Source organism: Hyphomicrobium sp. DMF-1 (genome assembly GCF_027886585.1).
Classification (GTDB): domain Bacteria; phylum Pseudomonadota; class Alphaproteobacteria; order Rhizobiales; family Hyphomicrobiaceae; genus Hyphomicrobium_C; species Hyphomicrobium_C zavarzinii.
In genome coordinates, this window is record NZ_CP115706.1 from 2309168 (window position 1) to 2329135 (window position 19968).

General features: G+C 65.4%; 18 protein-coding genes and 2 tRNA genes. 15 read left to right on the plus strand and 5 right to left on the minus strand.

From position 1 onward, the window contains the following. The first annotated feature begins 218 nt into the window (after positions 1-218). The 5 genes from PE058_RS10555 (at position 219) to PE058_RS10575 (ending at position 3380) form a co-directional block, all read left to right on the plus strand. A complete protein-coding gene (locus PE058_RS10555; RefSeq protein ID WP_026868227.1) occupies positions 219-953 on the plus strand; it encodes an OmpW/AlkL family protein in 735 nt (244 codons plus the stop codon). Positions 954-1147: 194 nt separating this feature from the next. After that, positions 1148-1651: a pantetheine-phosphate adenylyltransferase gene (gene coaD / locus PE058_RS10560; RefSeq protein WP_026868228.1), complete on the plus strand. Its 504-nt coding sequence runs from the start codon at positions 1148-1150 to the stop codon at positions 1649-1651. 119 nt (positions 1652-1770) lie between these two features. Beyond that, positions 1771-2394 carry a peptidylprolyl isomerase gene (locus PE058_RS10565; RefSeq protein WP_333780423.1) on the plus strand — a complete coding sequence of 208 codons (624 nt, stop codon included), beginning with the start codon at positions 1771-1773 and terminating at the stop codon, positions 2392-2394. A 97-nt stretch (positions 2395-2491) separates the two neighbouring features. Continuing rightward, positions 2492-2968 (plus strand): peptidylprolyl isomerase, encoded by a 477-nt coding sequence (locus PE058_RS10570; RefSeq protein WP_020087266.1) that lies wholly within the window; start codon positions 2492-2494, stop codon positions 2966-2968. A 22-nt stretch (positions 2969-2990) separates the two neighbouring features. Then, positions 2991-3380: a DUF423 domain-containing protein gene (locus tag PE058_RS10575; RefSeq protein ID WP_271030563.1), complete on the plus strand. Its 390-nt coding sequence runs from the start codon at positions 2991-2993 to the stop codon at positions 3378-3380. On the opposite strand, the gene PE058_RS10580 is transcribed toward PE058_RS10575, so the two are convergent. Continuing rightward, on the minus strand, positions 3377-3550 hold the full coding sequence (locus tag PE058_RS10580; protein ID WP_271030564.1) for a hypothetical protein: 174 nt from the start codon (positions 3548-3550) through the stop codon (positions 3377-3379). The genes PE058_RS10575 and PE058_RS10580 overlap by 4 nt on opposite strands. 92 nt (positions 3551-3642) lie before the next feature. On the opposite strand from PE058_RS10580, the gene queA reads away from it, so the two are divergent. Next, positions 3643-4761 (plus strand): tRNA preQ1(34) S-adenosylmethionine ribosyltransferase-isomerase QueA, encoded by a 1119-nt coding sequence (gene queA, locus PE058_RS10585; protein WP_271030565.1) that lies wholly within the window; start codon positions 3643-3645, stop codon positions 4759-4761. Beyond that, positions 4754-5899 (plus strand): tRNA guanosine(34) transglycosylase Tgt, encoded by a 1146-nt coding sequence (gene tgt, locus PE058_RS10590; protein WP_020087269.1) that lies wholly within the window; start codon positions 4754-4756, stop codon positions 5897-5899. The genes queA and tgt overlap by 8 nt, the downstream gene beginning before the upstream one ends. Positions 5900-5923: 24 nt before the next feature. On the opposite strand, the gene PE058_RS10595 is transcribed toward tgt, so the two are convergent. Further along, positions 5924-6865, minus strand: a complete 942-nt coding sequence (locus tag PE058_RS10595; protein WP_271030566.1) for a DMT family transporter — start codon at positions 6863-6865, stop codon at positions 5924-5926. 399 nt (positions 6866-7264) lie between these two features. On the opposite strand from PE058_RS10595, the gene PE058_RS10600 reads away from it, so the two are divergent. Beyond that, a tRNA-Lys gene (locus tag PE058_RS10600) sits at positions 7265-7339 on the plus strand. Between the two features lie 112 nt (positions 7340-7451). Here the strand turns inward: PE058_RS10600 and PE058_RS10605 are convergent. Continuing rightward, on the minus strand, positions 7452-7889 hold the full coding sequence (locus PE058_RS10605) for a hypothetical protein (RefSeq protein WP_020087271.1): 438 nt from the start codon (positions 7887-7889) through the stop codon (positions 7452-7454). 148 nt (positions 7890-8037) lie between these two features. Further along, positions 8038-8322 carry a hypothetical protein gene (locus PE058_RS10610; protein ID WP_020087272.1) on the minus strand — a complete coding sequence of 95 codons (285 nt, stop codon included), beginning with the start codon at positions 8320-8322 and terminating at the stop codon, positions 8038-8040. A gap of 360 nt (positions 8323-8682) precedes the next feature. On the opposite strand from PE058_RS10610, the gene sseA reads away from it, so the two are divergent. Together sseA and PE058_RS10620 are read left to right on the plus strand one after the other, a co-directional pair. Then, entirely contained in the window at positions 8683-9576 is an 894-nt protein-coding gene (gene sseA / locus PE058_RS10615) for a 3-mercaptopyruvate sulfurtransferase (RefSeq protein WP_051113863.1), read from the plus strand. A gap of 110 nt (positions 9577-9686) precedes the next feature. Further along, positions 9687-10376: a vWA domain-containing protein gene (locus tag PE058_RS10620; protein ID WP_271030567.1), complete on the plus strand. Its 690-nt coding sequence runs from the start codon at positions 9687-9689 to the stop codon at positions 10374-10376. Between the two features lie 9 nt (positions 10377-10385). Here the strand turns inward: PE058_RS10620 and PE058_RS10625 are convergent, their stop codons facing one another. Beyond that, positions 10386-12002 carry a glucan biosynthesis protein gene (locus PE058_RS10625; RefSeq protein WP_020087275.1) on the minus strand — a complete coding sequence of 539 codons (1617 nt, stop codon included), beginning with the start codon at positions 12000-12002 and terminating at the stop codon, positions 10386-10388. Between the two features lie 273 nt (positions 12003-12275). Between PE058_RS10625 and PE058_RS10630 the strand changes: the two genes are divergently transcribed. From PE058_RS10630 to PE058_RS10650, 5 genes are all read left to right on the plus strand, one after another. Further along, positions 12276-13424: an efflux RND transporter periplasmic adaptor subunit gene (locus PE058_RS10630; RefSeq protein ID WP_271030568.1), complete on the plus strand. Its 1149-nt coding sequence runs from the start codon at positions 12276-12278 to the stop codon at positions 13422-13424. A 101-nt stretch (positions 13425-13525) separates the two neighbouring features. After that, positions 13526-16702, plus strand: coding sequence for an efflux RND transporter permease subunit (locus tag PE058_RS10635; RefSeq protein ID WP_271030569.1), 3177 nt, complete (start codon positions 13526-13528; stop codon positions 16700-16702). A 238-nt stretch (positions 16703-16940) separates the two neighbouring features. Then, a tRNA-Leu gene (locus PE058_RS10640) sits at positions 16941-17025 on the plus strand. 83 nt (positions 17026-17108) lie between these two features. Next, positions 17109-18464 (plus strand): trigger factor, encoded by a 1356-nt coding sequence (gene tig, locus PE058_RS10645; protein ID WP_020087278.1) that lies wholly within the window; start codon positions 17109-17111, stop codon positions 18462-18464. Positions 18465-18902: 438 nt separating this feature from the next. Beyond that, on the plus strand, positions 18903-19550 hold the full coding sequence (locus PE058_RS10650; RefSeq protein ID WP_020087279.1) for an ATP-dependent Clp protease proteolytic subunit: 648 nt from the start codon (positions 18903-18905) through the stop codon (positions 19548-19550). Positions 19551-19968: the final 418 nt, after the last annotated feature.

The following is a 19968-nucleotide window of genomic DNA, read 5'->3' on the forward strand; positions in this document are numbered from 1 at the left end:
CCTGGCGCCGTTGCCGCATCCAAATTGATCCAGGTCAACACTCTCGTGGCGGCGCAGCAACGCAGCGAGTGGATTGATTTTCCTCCTGACGCACGTCAGCTCGCCCAGCGAATTGCCGCTTAAGGTCAGTCCCCGACCCAGCACAAAGTCAAGGCATCAGGTGCCGGCGCGTCGATTGAGTCGGTTACGGGGGTTTCAGGCGGAAGGACGCGATTATCATGACGATGAAGTTTTTGGGGGCTATGGCAGCCGTGGCCACGGGATTGGCCACGATGGCGGCGGGTTCGCTTCCGGCTGCGGCGGGAGACAGCAACGGCAACTTCCAGATCAAGGCCGGCGTCTCCGGCGTGTGGACCGATGACGATACGACCAGCCTGGTCACGTCGGGGGGTGTCAATCTGCTGGCCGCGGGCGCTCATGCCTCGACCGACGACATGGTGCTGCCCACGCTGACGCTCACCTATTTCTTCAACCGCAACGTGGCGGTGGAGCTGTTCTGCTGCTTCGGCCAGACCAGCGTTGTGGGCGAAGGCATTCTGCGCGGGAACGGCGAGCTGGCGGAGACGTGGATGTTCCCGCCGATCCTCACGCTGCAGTATCACTTCGACGGATTTGGTGCGGTTCGCCCGTACGTGGGCGCCGGCGTGGAGTGGATCCACTACTTCGACAGCAAGGTCGGCAAGAACGGTCTCGGTGCGGCTTCGGTGGATCTCGACGACAGCTTCGGGTTTGCGCTGCAGGCGGGCGTCGATTTCGACCTCGGCGGCGGCTGGTCGCTGGGTCTCGATGTGAAGAAGGTGTGGGAGGACACCGAGGTGACCTGGAAGTTCGCCAACGGCACGTCCATCAAGGCCGATCACGACATCGATCCGCTGATCGCGACCGCGAATCTCGGCTACCGCTTCAATCTCGACGACCTGTTCGGCCGGCGTGAAGCCGCGCCTCTCAAATAGACAGCAGGCTGCTCCGGCCTTCCGGAGCAGCCCCGCATTCCTTTCCGTTGTCCGTTGCGACGGAACACTTGGGCCTGGCGCAAGCTGGGCCTTTTTTTACCATCTGCAACTTGGGACGCGCCGGCCGGGCTCTTTCACGAGACGGTTCTGCTGGCTGCTTGCTCTCGCCTTTGGCGCCCGGCTACAGTGAGTCCATGAGCAGAACCGGTTTCTATTCGGGGTCGTTCGATCCCGTCACCCTTGGGCACACGGACATCATCGCGCGCGCGAGCCGGCTGGTGGACCGGCTGGTGATCGGCATCGGCGTGCACCCCGCAAAGGCGCCACTGTTCTCCGACGAGGAGCGCGTCGAGATGCTGGAGGTGGAGACGCGGGCCATTGCCACCTCTGCCGGGATCGACATCGACGTGATCACCTTCTCCGATCTCGCGGTCACGGCGGCGCAGCGGGTGGGTGCGAGCGTCATCTTTCGCGGGCTGCGCGACGGGACGGACTTTGACTACGAAATGCAGATGGCCAACATGAACGGGGAAATGGCGCCCGCGGTGCAGACCGTGTTCGTGGCGGCCTCGCCGGAGGTTCGGCATATCGCCGCCAATCTCGTGCGCCAGATTGCGCTGATGGGCGGCGACGTGACGCCGTTCGTGTCCACAGGGGTTGCGCTGCGGCTCGTGGACAAGGCAAAGGCCAAGCGGTAACGCTCTGGGATAGATCAACTTTCCAGCATCGGGTTGCCGCGAGGGCCGCAAAAGGCCATAACGGCGGCTCGGGCAGCGGCGGTCTTGCCGCGATAGGAAACCGGATTTGGGGAGCGCGCATGGGAACGATCAGGTGGCTCGTCTCGCTGAAGGGCGCGGCCTTGATGGCGCTGGCCTTCGTCATGACGGCCTGCAGCGGCAACAGCTCTCAGATCCAGGTGGTCGACAAGACGCAGCCGGCGACGGCGGGCAGCATGGTGACGACGGGGGCCGTCGCCGCGGATCCCTCCAACACCCTCATCATGGAACTGAAGACCGGCAAGGTCACCATCCGGCTGAGGCCGGATCTGGCGCCGAAGCATGTGGAGCGCGTCAAGCAGCTCACGGCCCAGGGCTTCTACAACGGCCTCAAGTTCCACCGCGTGATCCCGGGCTTCATGGCCCAGACGGGCGATCCGCAGGGAACCGGCGCCGGCGGCTCGAACCTGCCGGATCTGCCGGCCGAATTCACGCCGACGCCTTTCGAGCGCGGCACGCTCGGCGCAGCGCGCACCTCGGACCCCAACAGCGCGAACAGCCAGTTCTTCATCTGCTTCACCTATGCGCCGCACCTCAATGGGCAGTACACGGTGTTCGGCCAGGTGGTTGACGGAATGCAGTTCGTAGACCAGATCGCCAAGGGGGAGCCGCCGCCGAAGCCCGACGTCATCGTGAAGATGTATCTGGCAACGGCCGCACCCTGATCGACGTTTCGATCGCAGCTCCTCCTCCCGGGTGGCCTACGGGCGCCGGGCGGTGGACGCGTTTTTTCCTTTCACCCTTTCAAGTGGAGCTTTCCCAATGGCCGAGATCAAGGATCCCGAGAACACGCTGATCATCGATACGACGCAAGGGCGCGTCGTCATCGAGCTTCGCCCGGATCTGGCGCCGAACCACGTGGCGCGCATCAAGCAGCTCGTCCGCGAGGGCTTCTATGACGGCATCGTGTTCCATCGCGTGATCGACGGCTTCATGGCGCAGACGGGCTGCCCCAAGGGAACGGGCACGGGCGGGTCGAGCTATCCGAACCTCAAGGCCGAGTTCAACGCCGAGCCGCATGTGCGCGGCGTGTGCTCGATGGCGCGCGCGGCATCTCCCGACAGCGCCAACAGCCAGTTCTTCATCGTGTTCGACGATGCGACCTTCCTCGACCGCAAGTACACGGTGTGGGGACAGGTGATCGAGGGCATGGAGAACGTGGACAAGATCAAGCGCGGCGAGCCGGTGCAGAACCCCGACAAGATGGTGTCGGTGAAGGTGGCTGCGGACGCGGCCTGAGGCGAGACCGGAAAGGGCTCATATGTCGGACGGGCGCTGGGCTTATTGGAACGCGGGGCTTGCTCCGTTGCTGGGTGCGGCGGGCGTGGCGCTCGCCGCAGTCGCTGCCCATCGCGTATCCGACACGCAGCTCGCGACGGCCTCGCAGTTCCTGATTGTCCATGCGGCGGCGGCGTTGGCGTTGACGGCGTTCGGTGCGGGGGGCGAGCGGCGTACCGGCTTTCTAGCCGCCGCCTCGCTCATGATTTTTGCCGTCTCGCTGTTCTCAGGCGACCTCGTGGTGCGCGCGTTCACCGGCGAGCGCCTGTTTCCGTTCGCGGCGCCCACGGGCGGCTCGCTGCTGATCCTGTCCTGGGTGGTGGCAGCGTTCTGGGGTCTGCGCGGGGCTTTCTCGGCGCGCGGCAGGGGCTAGACCCACTTCGGTGGCGGCTCGGATGGCCCCACGGGCGGCTCGATCTTGGGCTCGGGCTCCTTGTCCGGTGGCGGCACCGGCTCCTTTGTCGGATCCGGGTTCATCGGCTCCGGCGGCTTGTGCGGGTCCGGATCGCCGGGGGATCGCGTCGGTTTGTTCGGGCCGGGCACGGGCGGGTCCTCGCTGGACAGAGATGTACTTAACGAACGCGTCGTCGTCGCAGAGGGTTCCGCCCCGGGCCGGGAGCCTCTATGAGAGCGCGATGCGCACCGACCTTTTCGATTTCGACCTTCCTGACGATCGCATTGCCCTGCATCCGGCCGAGCCGAGGGATGCGGCGCGGATGCTCGTGGTCGATCCCGGCCGCGTGCCGGTGCTCGCCGATCTCGGGGTGCGGGATCTGCCGGATCTCTTGCGGCCGGGCGATGCGCTGGTGCTCAACGATACGCGCGTCATTCCGGCTGCGCTTGAGGGCGTGCGCATCAGGGGAGAGTTGCGCTCGCGCGTTGCCTTCAATCTGCTGCGCCGCGTGGACGGGGCGCGGTGGCGGGCGCTCGCGCGTCCCGCCAAGCGGCTCGCCGTGGGAGACCGGGTGCGGTTCGGCACGGAGGCGGAGGGCATGACCTGCCTGCTGGCGGCGCTCGACGCGACCGTGACGGAGCGACTGGACGCTGGCGAGGTGGAGCTGGCCTTCGATCTTTCGGGCCCAGATCTCGACCGGGCGATCGAGAGCGTGGGCGAGATGCCGCTTCCGCCCTACATCGCGCTGAAGCGCGGGCCGGACGCGCGGGATCGCGCAAGCTATCAGACCATTTACGCGGCGCAGGAAGGGGCGGTGGCCGCGCCGACGGCAGGGCTGCATTTCACGCCGGAGCTGTTTGCGGCGCTCGATCAGCGCGGCATCTCCCGCCATTTCGTGACGCTGCATGTGGGGGCGGGCACGTTTCTGCCGGTCAAGGCGGACGACACGCGCGAGCACAAGATGCACTCCGAGTACGGGGTGGTTTCGACGGAGACGGCGGCAGCGCTCAACGCGGTGCGCGCCTCGGGCGGGCGCATCGTTGCGGTCGGGACGACGTCGCTCCGCATTCTCGAAAGCGCGGCCACCCCGGACGGCGTCATCCATCCCTTTTCGGGTGATACCGCGATCTTCATTACGCCGGGCTATGCCTTCCGCGCCATCGACGTGCTGCTCACCAATTTCCATCTGCCGCGCTCGACGCTGTTCATGCTGGTTTCGGCTTTCGCCGGGCTCGACACCATGAAGGCCGCGTACGCGCATGCGGTGGCCTCCGGATACCGCTTCTATTCCTACGGGGATGCGTCGCTGCTGTTCAAAGCGGCACCGGCTCCCCCCGACCACAAGGACAGTCATGACTGAGGCATTCTACTATCGTCCGCTCGGGCGGGACGGACTGGCGCGCCGGGGCGAGATCGTGACGCCGCGCGGGATCATCCGCACGCCCGCGTTCATGCCCGTTGGCACGGTGGCGACGGTGAAGGCGCTCTATCCGGAGCAGGTGCGCGATGCAGGCGCCGACATCCTGCTCGGCAACACCTATCATCTGATGCTGCGGCCGGGCGCGGAGCGCGTCGCGAAGCTGGGCGGCCTGCATAAGTTCATGCGCTGGGAGAAGCCGATCCTCACGGATTCGGGCGGCTTCCAGGTGATGAGCCTCTCCAAGATCCGCAAGATCACGGAGGAGGGGGCGCTGTTCCAATCGCATCTCGACGGATCGCGGCACATGCTTTCGCCCGAGCGGTCGATCGAGATTCAGTGCCTGCTCGGCTCAGACATTCAGATGCAGTTCGACGAGTGCATCGAGCTTCCGGCGGAGCGGCGCGAGGTGGAGCGCGCGATGGAGCTGTCGCTGCGCTGGGCCGAGCGGTCTCGCACGGCGTTTCTGGGGCAGCGCGCGAGCGGCGGCGCTGGGCCGGGCCAGGCGCTGTTCGGCATCGTGCAGGGTGGTACGGACACGGACCTGCGTCGGCGCTCGGCCGAGGCGCTGGTCGGTCTCGATCTCGAGGGCTATGCGGTGGGCGGCCTTGCGGTCGGCGAGGGGCACGACCTGATGCTTGCCACGCTGGAAGCGACGCTGCCGTTCCTGCCGGAGAACAAGCCGCGCTATCTGATGGGCGTCGGCACGCCGCTCGATCTCATCGAGGCGGTGCGGCGGGGCATCGACATGTTCGATTGTGTGCTGCCGACGCGGAACGGGCGCCATGGGCTCGCCTATACGTGGGGCGGCCCCGTCAATCTGCGCAACGCGGTCAACGCCGACGATGCCGCGCCGCTCGATCCGGAAAGCTCGTGCCCTGCGGCGCGGGACTATTCGCGCGCTTATCTGCATCATCTGATCCGCTCGGGCGAGTATCTCGGCGCGATGATCCTCTCGTGGGTGAACACGGTGTTCTACCAGGACCTGATGGCGCGCATGCGAGCCGCCATCGAGGAGGGCCGGTTCGCGGATTGGGCGGAGGAGACCAAGGCGCGCATCGTCACCAAGCCTGCCGCGTAGGTTTCACTGCCAGGGAAGGGCGGATCAGGACGGCGGAGCGGCGTCCACCATCTCGCGTGCGATGCTGCGCTCGCGGTGGACGAGATAGACGCCCGAGCCCACGATCAGCGTTGCGCCGGCCAGCGTCCACAGATCCGGCAGGTCTCCGAACACCGCGTAGCCGAAGGCCACCATGGTGAGGAGCTGCATGTAGATGAAGGGCGCGATGGAGGAGGCGGGCGCGAGCCGGTAGGCGTGCAGGAACAGCCAGTGGCCGACGCCGCCGAGAATGCCGAGCGCGCCGAGCAACACCCAGGCGATCGCGTCGGGCGGCGTCTGCCAGCCGGCGTATGCGATGGGTGCGCCAGCGAACGTGCCGACGAACATCGAATAGAACAGCGTGACGAGCGGCGGATCGAAATGCGCCATGTGGCGCGTGAGCAGCATGAATAGCGCATAGACTAGCATGGCCGCGAACGCATAGAGCACGGCCGGATGGATGACGCCGAAGCCGGGCCGGACCGCGATCAGCACGCCGATGAAGCCCACCAGGATCGCGACGAGCCTGCGGCGGCCGACCCATTCGCCGAGCAGCGGGCCTGCGAGCAGCGCCACCATGAGGGGCGCGAGGAAGACGATGGTGATGGTCTGGTCCAGGCGCATGTATTGCAGCGCAAGGAAGTTGAAAGCGGTGGTTCCTACCATCAGCACGGAGCGGACGAGTTGAAGCCCAAGCCTGTTGGTGGTGAAGAGCGCTTTTGCGCTCATGATACCGAACGCTGGCACGAACAGGAGCAGCAGCACGAACTGGCCGATGAAGCGTGCCCACACCACCTGGCCGACGGTGAGACCGTCGCGCGTGACGAGATACTTCGCGGTGGTGTCGAGACCCGAAAAGAGCACGACGGCGGCCACCATCAGGCCGATGGCCTTGAGCCGCTGGCGGGCGGCATCGGTGTCATTAGAACTATCGGGAGCGTCTTTCATGGCGGGCCGGGTTCGATGCGCGCTTCTCTCGTCGCCGAAGGGCCGAGTGCCGGTGGCGGCTGTCGCGCTCGGCGCGCCTCAGCGCATCGCGAACGATCAGGCTTTAAGCATGTGCCCCGTCTTAATGCACGGAATTGCGGAGGAGGCGCGGCATTTTCGCTGTGCGTCGTAACTGGTCCTGCCCTGCCCGAGGCAGGCTTGCTTTTGCGATGCCCGGGAAGCCCTGTGGCGCTCACGCGCGTTTCCCGAGCGTTTTTTCCGGGACTGGGCGACCGACGCCCCGTTTGCTGCGTTAATTCTCGTGCTTCATGTCGGAAAAGCGCTTCACACTGGTCCGGAACCACACTAGAAAGCGCTCTCTCCATGAGGCCGTCCGCACGCACTGCGTGAGACGGCTTGGGGCCGGTAGCTCAGAGGTAGAGCACGTGACTTTTAATCATGGGGTCGAGGGTTCGATTCCCTCCCGGCTCACCAAAATTTCTCAATAGCTTTAATCGACTAAGAACCAGCGCGGGTCTCTGGGACGCGTTTGCGTCCGGCTGTTGCCGGACGCAATGGGGACGCGGGGGACGGCGTACTCTGGCGTTTACTCGCAGGGGACGGTCATGGTCTTGCCGACGGCGGGGAAGAACTTCTTGCAGCCGACTTCCGCCGCGGGTTCGGGGGTAGCGTTCGTGGTTTGGCGGCCGGTCTCCAGGAGCATCGCGGTCGAAACCGGGGTTTCGCGCTGGGGCTGGGCTTCCTCGGCAGGGGCCTCCGCGGTGGCGACCTTGGTGGGCGCGGTTTTGGCGGCAGGGGCGGGATCAGCCTTGGCAACGCGGGTTTTCTGGGGTGCGGGGAGGCGCTTCTGCTGCGTCTCAGCGACGTAAACGCGCTTCTTTTGCGGGCGCTTAGCCTGGTTCGTCAGGTGGGGCCGGACGACCTCCGGGGTGTATTCGCAGGAGATGCAAGCCTGAGCGCCCGAAGCAAAAAGCGTTGCCGAAGCGATGAGTGAGGTGGCGATGGCCAGAATGGTCCGTGTCATTGATGCCTCCCGAGGTTTCGCGCCCTAACCTGGTATTCGTCCCGGGATTGATCATGCGCGTCCGGCCCCTGCGGGGCTGTTCCAGCCGGAACAGGCTCCGAAATTTCTGGAGGCCAGGGTGCGCGTGAGGCCTTTTCGGCGCTTGGACCTACCTGAGGCGGTAGCAGTTCGAGTAGGTCCGGGGCGTGCGGGTGACGTCGTAGCCCGACAGGCACTGGACGAGCGAGGTCTCCGTCGGATGGCGGAAGAGGAGCAGCGCGGCGCGGTTGTCGTATCCGCTGGTGAAGCCTGCGACCTGCCAGCCGGACTTCAGGAGCTCCTCGATGGAGATCTGCTCCTCGTCCGGCTGGGAGCGAGCGTCCGGCGGCGGGAGAAGGAAGGCCGCCGTGAGCGCAAGGGCGCCTGCAAGGGTGGTGCGATAAGGGAAAGTCATCACGTCCTCCTGTGCCTCGAAGGAATACCGGACCGCGCCCTCTCGTCCTGATCCAGAACGGGGGCATCATATCGCTTTTTTGCCGCATGAGGGGGTGGTTTGCCCGGAAACGCCGCGGCTGGGCGCGACCTGCCTGAAGGACGGGCGAAAGCCACGGACGACGCTCGGAAATCCAGGCCCGCGCGCCCTTGCCGCCACTTGCGGGCGTCACACGGCGCCATTAGGGTACGCTCCGCTGGGTGGTTCGAGTGCGACGCAGGGCAGGTTTTGCCCTCCGGGCCACACTATCCCGTAGGTTCTCGGGTTCGTCCCTCACAGCCAAGATCTTCGCGGCTGGCACTCCGCTTGCCTCAGAGCCGCATGCCACAAGTGTCCAAGGAGGATTTCGTGCCGGGTAGCGCCAAGAACTGGATTGTCGAGACGGACTGGCTGGCGGATCATCTCGATGCGCCCGACCTCATTGTTTTCGACGGCTCCTGGCATCTGCCGAACTCGGGCCGCGACGCGAAGGCGGAGTATCTCGCCGAGCATATTCCGGGTGCGCTGTTCTTCGACATCGACGATCTGGTCGACGAGAAATCGCCGCTGCCGCACATGCTGCCGCCCACGCCGAAGTTCGCGTCGCGGATGAAGAAAATGGGCGTCGGCGACGGCATGCGCATCGTGATCTACGATACCTATGGCCTGTTCTCCGCCGCGCGCGTGTGGTGGACGTTCCGCGCCATGGGGCACCAGGACGTGGCGGTGCTGAACGGCGGCCTCAAGAAGTGGAAGGCCGAGGGGCGTCCGCTCGAGGACATGGCGCCGGTGCCGCGCACGGCGCGCCACTTCACGCCGCTCCTCAACAACTCGCTGGTGCGCGATCTCGACGACATCAAGGGCTATGTCGCCAAGGGCGGCACGCAGATCGTCGACGCGCGGCCGAAGGCACGTTTCGAGGGCACGGAGCCCGAGCCGCGCCCGGGCCTGCGCGCCGGACATATCCCCGGCTCCAAGAACGTGCCGTCGTCCACCATCCTGAATGCAGACGGGACCCTCAAGTCCAAGGCGGAGCTCGAGAAGATCTTCCGCGACGTTGGCATCGATCCCCAGCAGCCGGTGGTGACCACGTGCGGATCGGGCGTGACCGCCTCAATGCTGTCGCTGGCGCTCAGCGTGATCGGCCAGGACAACGCTGCCGTCTATGACGGCGCGTGGGCAGAGTGGGGCCAGGAGGCGCTCGATACGCAGGTGGAGACGGGGCCCGCGAAATAGCTCAAGGGCGCGTCTGTTTTCCGTTTCGGCTGTTCCGTTTAAAGTGAGAAGCGCGCGGGCTCCCAAGTCCGCGCGCTTTTTCGGTCCTGGCCCGGTCGAAGGACGGTCTCATGCGCAGTCTCTCTGTTGCTGCCGTTTCAGCGTTCGCCTTGTTCGCATCCGGCCCTGCCTCGGCTGCCGGCGAGGTGCGCTGCCTGGACGATGCAATGCTCGTGTTCGACGCCTCGGGCTCGATGGCAGGAACCGACATGAATGCCGTGCGCCCGCATATCGCCAAGGTGCGCGAGGCGCTCGCGAGCGTGCTGCCGGCGGTGACGCCGCGGCGCCATCTCGGGCTCATGGTCTACGGTCCGGGCCCGCGCGCGAAATGCAGCAACATCGACCTGCGCCTCAAGCCCGGCCCGAACAGCGCCGAGACCATCATGGGTGAGGTCAACAGTGTGGTGCCCGCAGGCGAGACGCCGCTCACGGCGGCTGTGAGAGGCGCGGTGGAGGAGCTCAAGTTTCGCGAGAAGCCCGCGGTCGTGGTGTTGCTGACGGACGGTGAGGAGACGTGCGGCGGCGATCCCTGCAAGCTTGCGCGCCAGCTCAAGGCCGAGGCGAGCGCACTCACTATCCATGTCATCCAGTTCAAGATCAGCGGCTCCACGTGGCTGCAAAGCGGGACGGGATCCGCCTGCATGGCCGCGGAGACGGGCGGTGTGTCGCTCACGGCCGGTACCAAGGACGAGCTGATCGAGGCGCTTCAGAAAACGCTCACGTGTCCCCTGTTCTCGAAGAGAGCGGCGCGGCTTCGTTGAGCCCGGCGGCTACGCCTCGGGGAAAAACTGGAAGACCCACGTCTCGGTGAGGGCGCGCTCGCCCTGGCGGAGGAAGACGCGGATGTCCACGGGCTCGGAGCCTTTCGCCTCGATGTCGAACAGTGCGCGCCAGCGTTCCCGCTGATCGACGACCGGATGGCTGTAGGCGTTGCTGATCTCTCCGCGCGACGGGGTGACGACCAGCTCCACGCCATCGTTGCGGCCGATGCCGCGGAACACGGTGCCCTGGAAGTCGATGACGAACTTCGTGACGCCTTCGGGGCGCTTGTGTCCCGGACGGCCGCCGAGGCCGGTCCAGGTTGCCGTTGCCTTGGCGAGCGCGCTCGGGAACGGAATCTCGTCCACCCACTTGAGGCGATAGTGATAGCGCCGTTGCTCACCGGCCCGGAACGGCTCCTTGGGGCACCAGTAGGCGGCGATGTTGTCGTGGATCTCGTCGTCTGTCGGGATTTCGAGAAGCTGCACCTCGCCTTCGCCGAAGCTCTCGATGGGCTCGATCCAGACCGACGGACGGCGCTCGTAGAAGACGCTGTCGTCGAGATAGTGGACGAAGTCGCGGTCGCGCTGCAGAAGGCCAAAGCCGCGGATGTCGCGGTCGACGAAGGCGTTGACCATGACGCGAGGCGGATTGTTGAGGGGGCGCCAGATGCGCTCGCCCGCGCCGGTCCAGATGGCGAGGCCATCCGAGTCGTGAATCTCCGGGCGCCAATCGACCACCTGGCGGCGGCTCGTCTCGCCGTACCAGTACATGCTCGAGAACGGCGCGATGCCGAGGCGTGCGATATCGCGGCGGGCGAACAGCTCGGCCTCGATCTCCATGTCGATGCGCGCGACGTCGCGCTTGTCGGTGGTGCGCCGCGCCTTGATGCGGTAGGCGCCGGTTACGCTCGGGCTGTCGAGTAGAGCGTAGAGCGTGAGGCCGTCGTCCTGGGGAGCGCTGCTGTCGAGCCAGAACTCGGTGAAGCGCGGAAACTCCTCCGGCGTCTGCATGCCGGTGTCGATGGCGAGGCCGCGGGCGGAGAGACCGTACTGGTTGAAGGGCCCGGACGTGCGGAAGTAGGACGCGCCGAGGAAGGCGAGCCAGTCGGTCTTCTGGTCAGGGGCCATGACGCGGAAGCCGGCGAAGCCGACGCCGTCGGGCAGCTCGCGGGCCGGATGATCGGGCGGGCTGTCGAAGAGGCTCGCGCTGTAGAGCACCTCCTGCGCTTCGCCACCGCGCGCCAGGTGGATCTTCACCGGATCGGGCGACATGCGGCTCAGGTGGAAGAGCTGGACGGGCAGGCGATGCGCCGGATCGAGCATCAGGCTCATCTCGGGGCGAAAGCGAATGGCCTGATAGGCGTCGTAGTCGATGCGGTAGAGGATCTCGGGCACGACCTTCGGCGTCGGCTCCCAGGCCGCCTTTGCCATGTCCTTCGCGCGGTCCTGGAGGATCGCGAACGAGAACGGTTTAGGAGCGTCGAGGCTCAAGCCGTTGTTTGCTGTGCCTGCGTCGGCTGTTCCGGCGCTGGCCGTGCCGACGACATTCAGTTTTGCGGTCAAACCTGCCGCTGCCACTCCGGCAAGGATCTGCCGCCGATCGAGCTCCGAGCGCTTCACAGTCATACTTTCTTATTTGTGTCGTCGTTGAGCGTTTCCCCCGGCTTCCCTACCGCAGAACGCGGAGGCTGGCCAGCGGCGGCCGCGGCATTTGGCCCTCCGCCGCCTGCCGCCGGGGAGGGGCGCAGCCCGAAAAATGTGCAGCCGGACGTGGCGAGACCGAGGGTGCACGGACGACTAAGACCTTGCAATCGCCTGTGCATCGCAGCACTGGACTGTTTATAGATGAAGACCGTAAGGATAGAGAAACCGACGGGTTGGGGGGCAACGAGGGGAGTCATGGGCCGCTACTTCAAGGTGCTCCGCGCAGTCTTGGTGCTGACTGTGGCAAATTTTGTGTGCGCCGCACCGCTGTTCGCCCAGGGGCCGCCGGCCCCTGCCGTGACCGTTGCAACGCCACTCGCGAAAAGGACGACGACCTGGGACGAGTATTCCGGCCGTTTCGAAGCGGTGGAAACCGTCGAGGTGCGCCCCCGCGTCTCCGGCTTCGTCGACAAAGTACATTTCAAGGACGGACAGATCGTCAAAGCGGGCGATCCGCTGTTCACCATCGATCCCAGGCCGTTCGAGATCGCAGTGGAGAGCGCGCGCGCCGAGATCTCGCGCGCCAAGGCGCAAGTCGCGCTGGCGTTGAGCGAGGTGGAGCGCGCGGCGCCGCTGGTCAAGTCGGGCGCGGTGACCGAGCGTGACTTCACGCAGCGCAGCGCCAACCTCAACGTGACGGAAGCTCAGCTTCAGGTCGCGGAAGCCAATCTCAAGGCGGCCGAGCTCAATCTCGAGTGGACGGTTGTGACGGCGCCGATCTCGGGACGCATATCGGATCGCAAGGTCGACATCGGAAACCTCGTGATCGGCGGATCGCAGGGCACGACGCTGCTCACGACCATAGTCTCGCTCGATCCCATTCACTTCGTGTTCGATACGTCGGAGGCCGACTATCTCAGGTATGCGCGTCTCGGCCTCGCGGGCGAGCGCACGTCCTCGCGCGACACGGCGAGCCCGGTTCGCATCAGGCTCGCCGACGAGAGCGACTGGGCGCACGAAGGCCGCATGGACTTCCTCGACAACCAGTTCAATCCGCGCTCGGGAACGATGCGCGGACGCGCCATCATCGCCAACAAGGACCAATTGTTCTCGCCCGGCATCTTCGCCCGGCTGAGATTGTTCGGCGGCGAGATCGACGCTCTATTGCTGCCCGACAGCGCGGTCGTGTCCGACCAGATGCAGAAGATCGTGTTCGTGGTGGGTGACGACGGGGTGGTGAAGGCCGCGCCGGTGACGCTCGGTCCGCTGGTCGAAGGCTTGCGGGTGGTGAAGGGCGGCATCAAGGCGACGGACAAGGTCGTGCTCGACGGGCTCGCGAGCCCGTTCGTAAGGCCGGGTGCGAAAGTCGTGACGCAGGCCGGGGAGATCAAAACCGTTCCGTAAGGACACGGCCTTCGTCTTTTTTTCGTCATTCCGGCGCGTTGCGAAGATCCTTCGGGGGATCGGCGAGCAGATCTAGGGGCGGGTGCCCGCGGAAGAGTTTCATGCGCTTTTCTCACTTCTTCATCGATCGACCGATCTTCGCCACCGTGCTCTCGGTGATCCTCACGATCGTGGGCGTGATCGCGGGTGCCGCGCTGCCGATCGCAGAATATCCCGAGATCGCACCACCCACGGTGAACATCTCGGCCTCCTATCCCGGTGCGTCGGCGGCGGTGATCGCGGAGACCGTGGCCGCGCCCATCGAGCAGGAGGTGAACGGCGTCGACAATATGCTCTACGTCGTGTCGCAATCGACCGGTGACGGGCGGCTGTCGATCAGCGTGGTGTTCAAGCCGGGCACCGACATCGACCAGGCCCAGGTGCTGGTGCAGAACCGCGTGTCGATCGCGGAGCCGCGCCTGCCCGAGGACGTGCGGCGCCTCGGTCTCACGGTGCTCAAGGCCTCGCCCGACCTGATGATGGTCGTGCACATGATCTCGCCGGACGGCTCCCGGGATCAGCAGTACATCTCGAACTACGCCACGCTCTACATCAAGGACAGGCTGGCGCGTATCGACGGCATCGGCGACAGCCGCGTGTTCGGCGCGCGCGACTACTCGATGCGCGTCTGGCTCGATCCGGCGAAGGTGGCCTCCCGCGATCTCACGGCCTCGGAGGTCGTGGCGGCGATCCGGGCCGCGAACCTGCAGGTGGCGGCGGGCTCCATCAACCAGCCGCCCGCGTCCTCGCCGGGCGCCTTCACGCTCTCTGTGCACACGCTCGGGCGTCTCTCGACGGTCGAGGAGTTCGAGAACATCGTCGTGCGTGCGGAAGAGGGCGGCGAGGTGGTGCGCGTCAAGGACGTGGCGCGCGTGGAACTCGGCTCGCAGGACTATACGGTCAACGCCTATCTCTCGAACAAGGTCGCGACGGCGGTGGTGCTATTCCAGCGTCCCGGCTCCAACGCGCTCTCGACGGCTGCTGCGGTGAAGGCCGAGATGCAGACGCTGGCGAAGGATTTTCCGCCGGGCGTGGGTTACACGATCGTCTACAACCCGACAGAGTTCATCCAGTACTCGATCGACGCCGTGGTGGCGACGCTGATCGAAGCGCTGATCCTGGTGGTGCTGGTCGTCATCCTGTTCCTGCAGACCTGGCGCGCGGCGGTCATCCCCATCATCGCCATTCCGGTGTCTCTCATCGGCTCGTTCGTGGTGATGGGCGCGCTCGGGATCTCGTTCAACTCGCTCTCGCTGTTCGGGCTCGTGCTCGCGATCGGCATCGTGGTGGACGACGCGATCGTCGTTGTCGAGAACGTGGAGCGGCGGCTCGCGGAAGGCCTCGCGCCGAAAGAGGCCGCGCATCAGACGATGGACGAGGTGGGTGGCGCACTGATCGCGATCACGGCGACGCTGATCGCGGTGTTCCTGCCGACGGCCTTCATCTCCGGATTGCAAGGCACCTTCTACAAGCAGTTCGCGATCACCATCGCGGCTTCGACCGCCATCTCGTGCTTCGTGTCGCTCACGCTGTCGCCTGCGCTCGCGGCGCTGCTGCTCAAGCCGCATTCCTCGCATCATGAGAAGCAGGGACTTCTCGCGCGCATTCTGGGCGCGCCGGTGCGCCTCTTCTTCCGCGGCTTCAATGCTGCATTCGACGGCCTTTCGCATGGGTATGCGGGCCTCACTGGCCGGCTGATCCGGCTGCCGCTGATCCTGCTCGCGCTCTACGGCGGGCTTCTATTCCTGACCTACGACCGGCTCGCGAAAACGCCGACGGGCCTCATCCCGCAGCTCGATCGCACCTACTTCATTACGGTGTTCCAGCTTCCGCCGGGATCTACGCTCGATCGTACGGACGCGGTGGTGCGCAAAGCCTCCGAGCTGATGCTTAAGCGGCCGGGCGTCTCGGATGCGGTGGCGTTCGCGGGTTTCGACGGCGCGACATTCACCAATGCGCCGAACACGGCTGTGATCTTCGTGCGGCTCGCTACATTCGAGGAGCGGCTCAAGGCGGGCATCACCAAGGATCAGATCCTGGCCGACCTGCGCGGGCAGATGGCGACGATCAAGGAAGCCTTCGCGTTCGTGCTCGAGCCGCCTTCGGTGCCGGGCATCGGCACGGGCGGCGGCCTCAAGGGCTATGTGCAGGACCGCAGCGGGCGCGGCTATCACGCGCTCGAAGGCGCGGCCTGGACGGTCGCGGGCGGCGCCGGGCAGGTGCCGGGCATCGTGCAGCCGTTCACGCTCTTCAACACGCGCACGCCGCAGATCTGGGCGGATATCGATCGCACCAAGGCCGAGCAGCTCGGCGTGCCGATCGGGCGCGTGTTCGATGCGCTTTCGATCTACATGGGCTCGGCGTTCGTGAACGACTTCAACATCCTGGGGCGCACCTACCGGGTGACGGCGCAGGCGGACAATCCGTTCCGCGAGACGTTGCGCGACGTGGCGAACCTCAAGACGCGGAGTGCCTCCGGCGACATGGTGCCGCTCGGCTCCGTGGCGACATTCTCCGATACGACGGGTCCCTACCGCGTTCCGCGCTACAACCTGTTCCCGGCTGCGGAGGTGCAGGTGGGGCTCGCGCGCGGCTACTCGTCCGGCCAGGGTATCCAGGCCATCGAGCACATCGTCGACTCGGCGCTGCCGTCCGGGTTCGGCTTCGAGTGGACGGAGATCGCGCTGCAGGAGAAGCTCGCGGGAAGCACGGCGGTGGTGGCGTTCGGCCTTGCGGTCGTGTTCGTGTTCCTGGTGCTGGCCGCGCTCTACGAGAGCTGGCTGTTGCCGCTCGCCGTCATCCTGATCGTGCCGATGTGCATTCTCGCGGCGATGCTCGGCGTCAACTACATGGGCCTCGACCGTAACATCCTGGTCGAGATCGGCCTCGTGGTGCTCGTCGGTCTCGCTGCCAAGAATGCGATCCTGATCGTCGAGTTCGCCAAGCAAGCCGAGGACGCGGGCATGAGCCGCTACGAGGCGGCGGTGAGCGCGGCGCGGACCCGCTTGCGGCCCATCCTCATGACATCGCTCGCCTTTATTCTCGGCGTGGTGCCGCTGGTGCTGGCCACGGGCGCGGGCGCGGAGATGCGCCAGTCGCTCGGCACGGCTGTGTTTTCCGGCATGCTGGGCGTGACGCTGTTCGGCCTGATCTTCACGCCGGTATTCTACGTGGTGACCAGCAAGCTCGCCGGGCGGGGGAGCAAGGCGGACGAGGCGGCGGGTGCGGCGGCCGAGTGACCGGCGCCTCCTGGCCGGGCGGGCGAGGGGAAAGCTTGATCTCCGACCGCGGCCCCTAGTATATGTGCCCATCCTGGCGCGGCCTTTGGCTCCCGAACCGGGCCGGCATCCCTGTTAACGCTGGTCCTTCCGGGCCGGGCCGTGAGGTTCCCGGCGCTCGGTTGACGTGAGCTACGCGATTGATTTTGCGTAGACTTCATGTTCGAGGTCGCTACGATCTCAGGCGATCAAGCTCTAGGCGGGCGTGGCGGAATTGGTAGACGCACTGGATTTAGGTTCCAGCGGCGAAAGTCGTGGGGGTTCAAGTCCCTCCGCCCGCACCAGGGTCGGAAGCGAGGATTTTGAGGGTTTCGCCCCGCGAGGGGCATTCGAGAGTTGAACGAGCGAGCGAAGGCAGCAGGACGTCATGCAGGTTACGGAAACGAGTTCAGAGGGCCTCAAGCGCAAGCTCAAGGTCGTGGTCGGGGCCGATGAGCTCGGCGAGCGCTTCAGCGCACATCTCGACAAGATCAAGGATCAGGTGCAGCTCAAGGGCTTCCGCAAGGGCAAGGTGCCGATCGCGCACATCAAGAAGGTGTTCGGCCGCTCGGTGATGAACGACGTGCTGCAGGAGACGATCCGCGAGACCTCGAACAAGGCGATCGTCGATCGCAAGGAACGCCCGGCCATGATGCCGGACATCGCGCTCGCCGAGAACGCAGCAGCGATCGAGAGCGTGGTCGAGGGCAAGGCCGACCTCGCCTACGAGATGAGCTTCGAGGTGCTGCCCGAGGTGGCGCTCACGGATCTCAAGTCGCTCAAGCTCGAGCGGCTGGTTGCAGATGTCGACGACGAGCAGCTCGACAAGGCGCTCGGCGAGCTGGCTGAGCGCAACCAGACGTTCGCCGCCGAGGAAGGCCGCGCCGCCGAAGAGGGCGATCGCGTCACCATCGATTTCAAGGGCACCATCGACGGCGTTGCCTTCGAGCGTGGCGAGGGTGAGAACCTGCAGCTCGTGATCGGCAATGCCGGTTTCATCCCGGGCTTCGAGGAAGGCATCAAGGGCGCCAAGAAGGGCGAGAGCCGCGACGTGAAGGCGACGTTCCCGGCCGAGTATCCGGTGGCGGATCTTGCCGGCAAGGATGCCGTGTTCGCGATCACGGTCAAAGAGGTCGAGAAGCCCGTCAAGACCGAGATCAACGACGAGTTCGCCAAGGCTCTCGGCACCGAAGGGCTCGACAACCTGAAGGAGCTCATCTCGGCGCAGATCAAGCGCGAGCTGGATCAGGCCTCCCGCATGAAGCTCAAGCGTGAGCTGCTCGACGCGCTCGAGACGGCGCACACGTTCGAGCTGCCGCCGACGCTCGTCGAGCGCGAGTTCGAGGCCATCTGGAAGCAGGTGACCGAAGGGCTCGCTCGCGAGAACAAGACGTTCGCCGACGAAGGCAAGACAGAGGACGAGGCGAAGGCCGAATACCGCACCATCGCGGAGCGCCGCGTGCGCCTCGGCCTGGTGGTCGGTGAGATCGGCGACAAGAACAAGATAGAGGTCACGCAGGACGAGATGCGCCGCGCGCTCATCGAGCACGCCCGCCGCTTCCCAGGCCAGGAGAAGAACGTCTACGAGTACTTCGAGAAGACGCCGGGCGCGCTACAGGAGCTGAGAGCGCCGATCTTCGAGGACAAGGTGATCGATTTCGTCATCGAACTCGCGAAGCCGGCCGAGAAGAAGGTGTCGCGGCAGGAGCTGCTCGACAGCCTCGAGAAGGTCAGCAACGCCTGAGGCGGAATGTTCCGCGCGCCGAGGCGAGCGGGAAATAGGCTGTGACTTGATTGCAGGCGCTACGTTCCGGACGGTCCCGTCCCGAGCGTTGCGCCTGTGATTTTGAGGTGGTTGCCTCCGTGAGGCGCGTGTGCCTTCTGCGTGGGTTACCGTTGCGCACACCACATGCCGCCGGGGGGCTTGAAGTCACGCTCCGCTATGCTGATCTGATGTCTCTGCTGCCGGCCGATTCGGCGGTGCCGGGCCTCGACTCGTCCTCGAGCGGGGCCTAGTCTTTTGTTTGATCGGGCTTCTTGTCGGAATGCCGGGCTGCCTCGAGAGGGGCTGGTGTTCTGGAAGCAATCTGAGTTTGATCGTGCTTCTTGTTGGAAAACCGCTTCCATTCCGGTCCTTGCCGGGACAGGCTTTTCCCGAAGCACTCTGAGGAGCTAAGACCCCATGCGCGATCCCGTCGCTACTCTCACCGGTTCCTTCTGGCCCATGGTCGTCGAGCAGACGGCTCGCGGCGAGCGGGGCTATGACCTGCCTTCGCGGCTTCTCAAGGAGCGCATCATCTTCGTGACGGGTCCGGTCGAGGATCAGATGGCCGCGTCGATCTGCATGCAGCTTCTCTTCCTGGAGGCGGAAAACCCCAAGAAAGAGATCTCCATGTACATCAACTCGCCGGGTGGCGTGGTGACTGCCGGCATGGCGATCTACGACACCATGCAGTTCGTGAAGCCGCCGATCGCGACCCTGTGCATCGGCCAGGCCGCCTCGATGGGCTCGCTGCTGCTCTGCGCCGGCAACAAGGACATGCGCTATGCGCTCCCGAACGCGCGCATCATGGTTCACCAGCCCTCGGGCGGGTTCTCGGGCCAGGCTTCGGATATCGAGCGGCATGCCGAAGACATCATTAAGATGAAGCGGCGTCTGAACGAAGTTTACGTCAAGCATACGGGGCAGCCGTATGAGACGATCGAGCGGACGCTGGACCGCGACTACTTCATGACTGCCGATCAGGCCAAGGATTTCGGTCTCATCGACCGCGTGCTCAACAAGCGCGACGATGTGGACACCAAGGCTGACGAGGCCAAGACGACCTGATAGTCTTTGTTTGCAGGGGTTTGGGAGCGGCGGTGTGCCCCACCGTCGCACCCGGCCCGGTTTCCGGCCACCCCTTGCAGACTTTGCTATGCTTGGTCGAGACAGGCCCACCGGCCGCGGCGACCGTGCCGGGCCCCGGGTTGGGTCCACGCAAGGTTGGCAGGATATTGTTGCCCCCTTAACCGGTTTGATCCGTTCGACTTTTCGGCATCAACTCTGTGGTAATCAGGCCGAAAGGTTCAGACGGGGACGGGAGAGGCATTAATCGAATCTTGATCTCGGGAACGCTAGCGTGTTGAGATCGGGTGTAACAGTTTCGTGTACCTCGCGGCGGGCTACGCCGTAGACGCTCCGAAAGGCCTTTGCCGGCCTTAATTAATCCGGATCTTCCGGGCGTACTTCCTGACTGCGGGTGAGA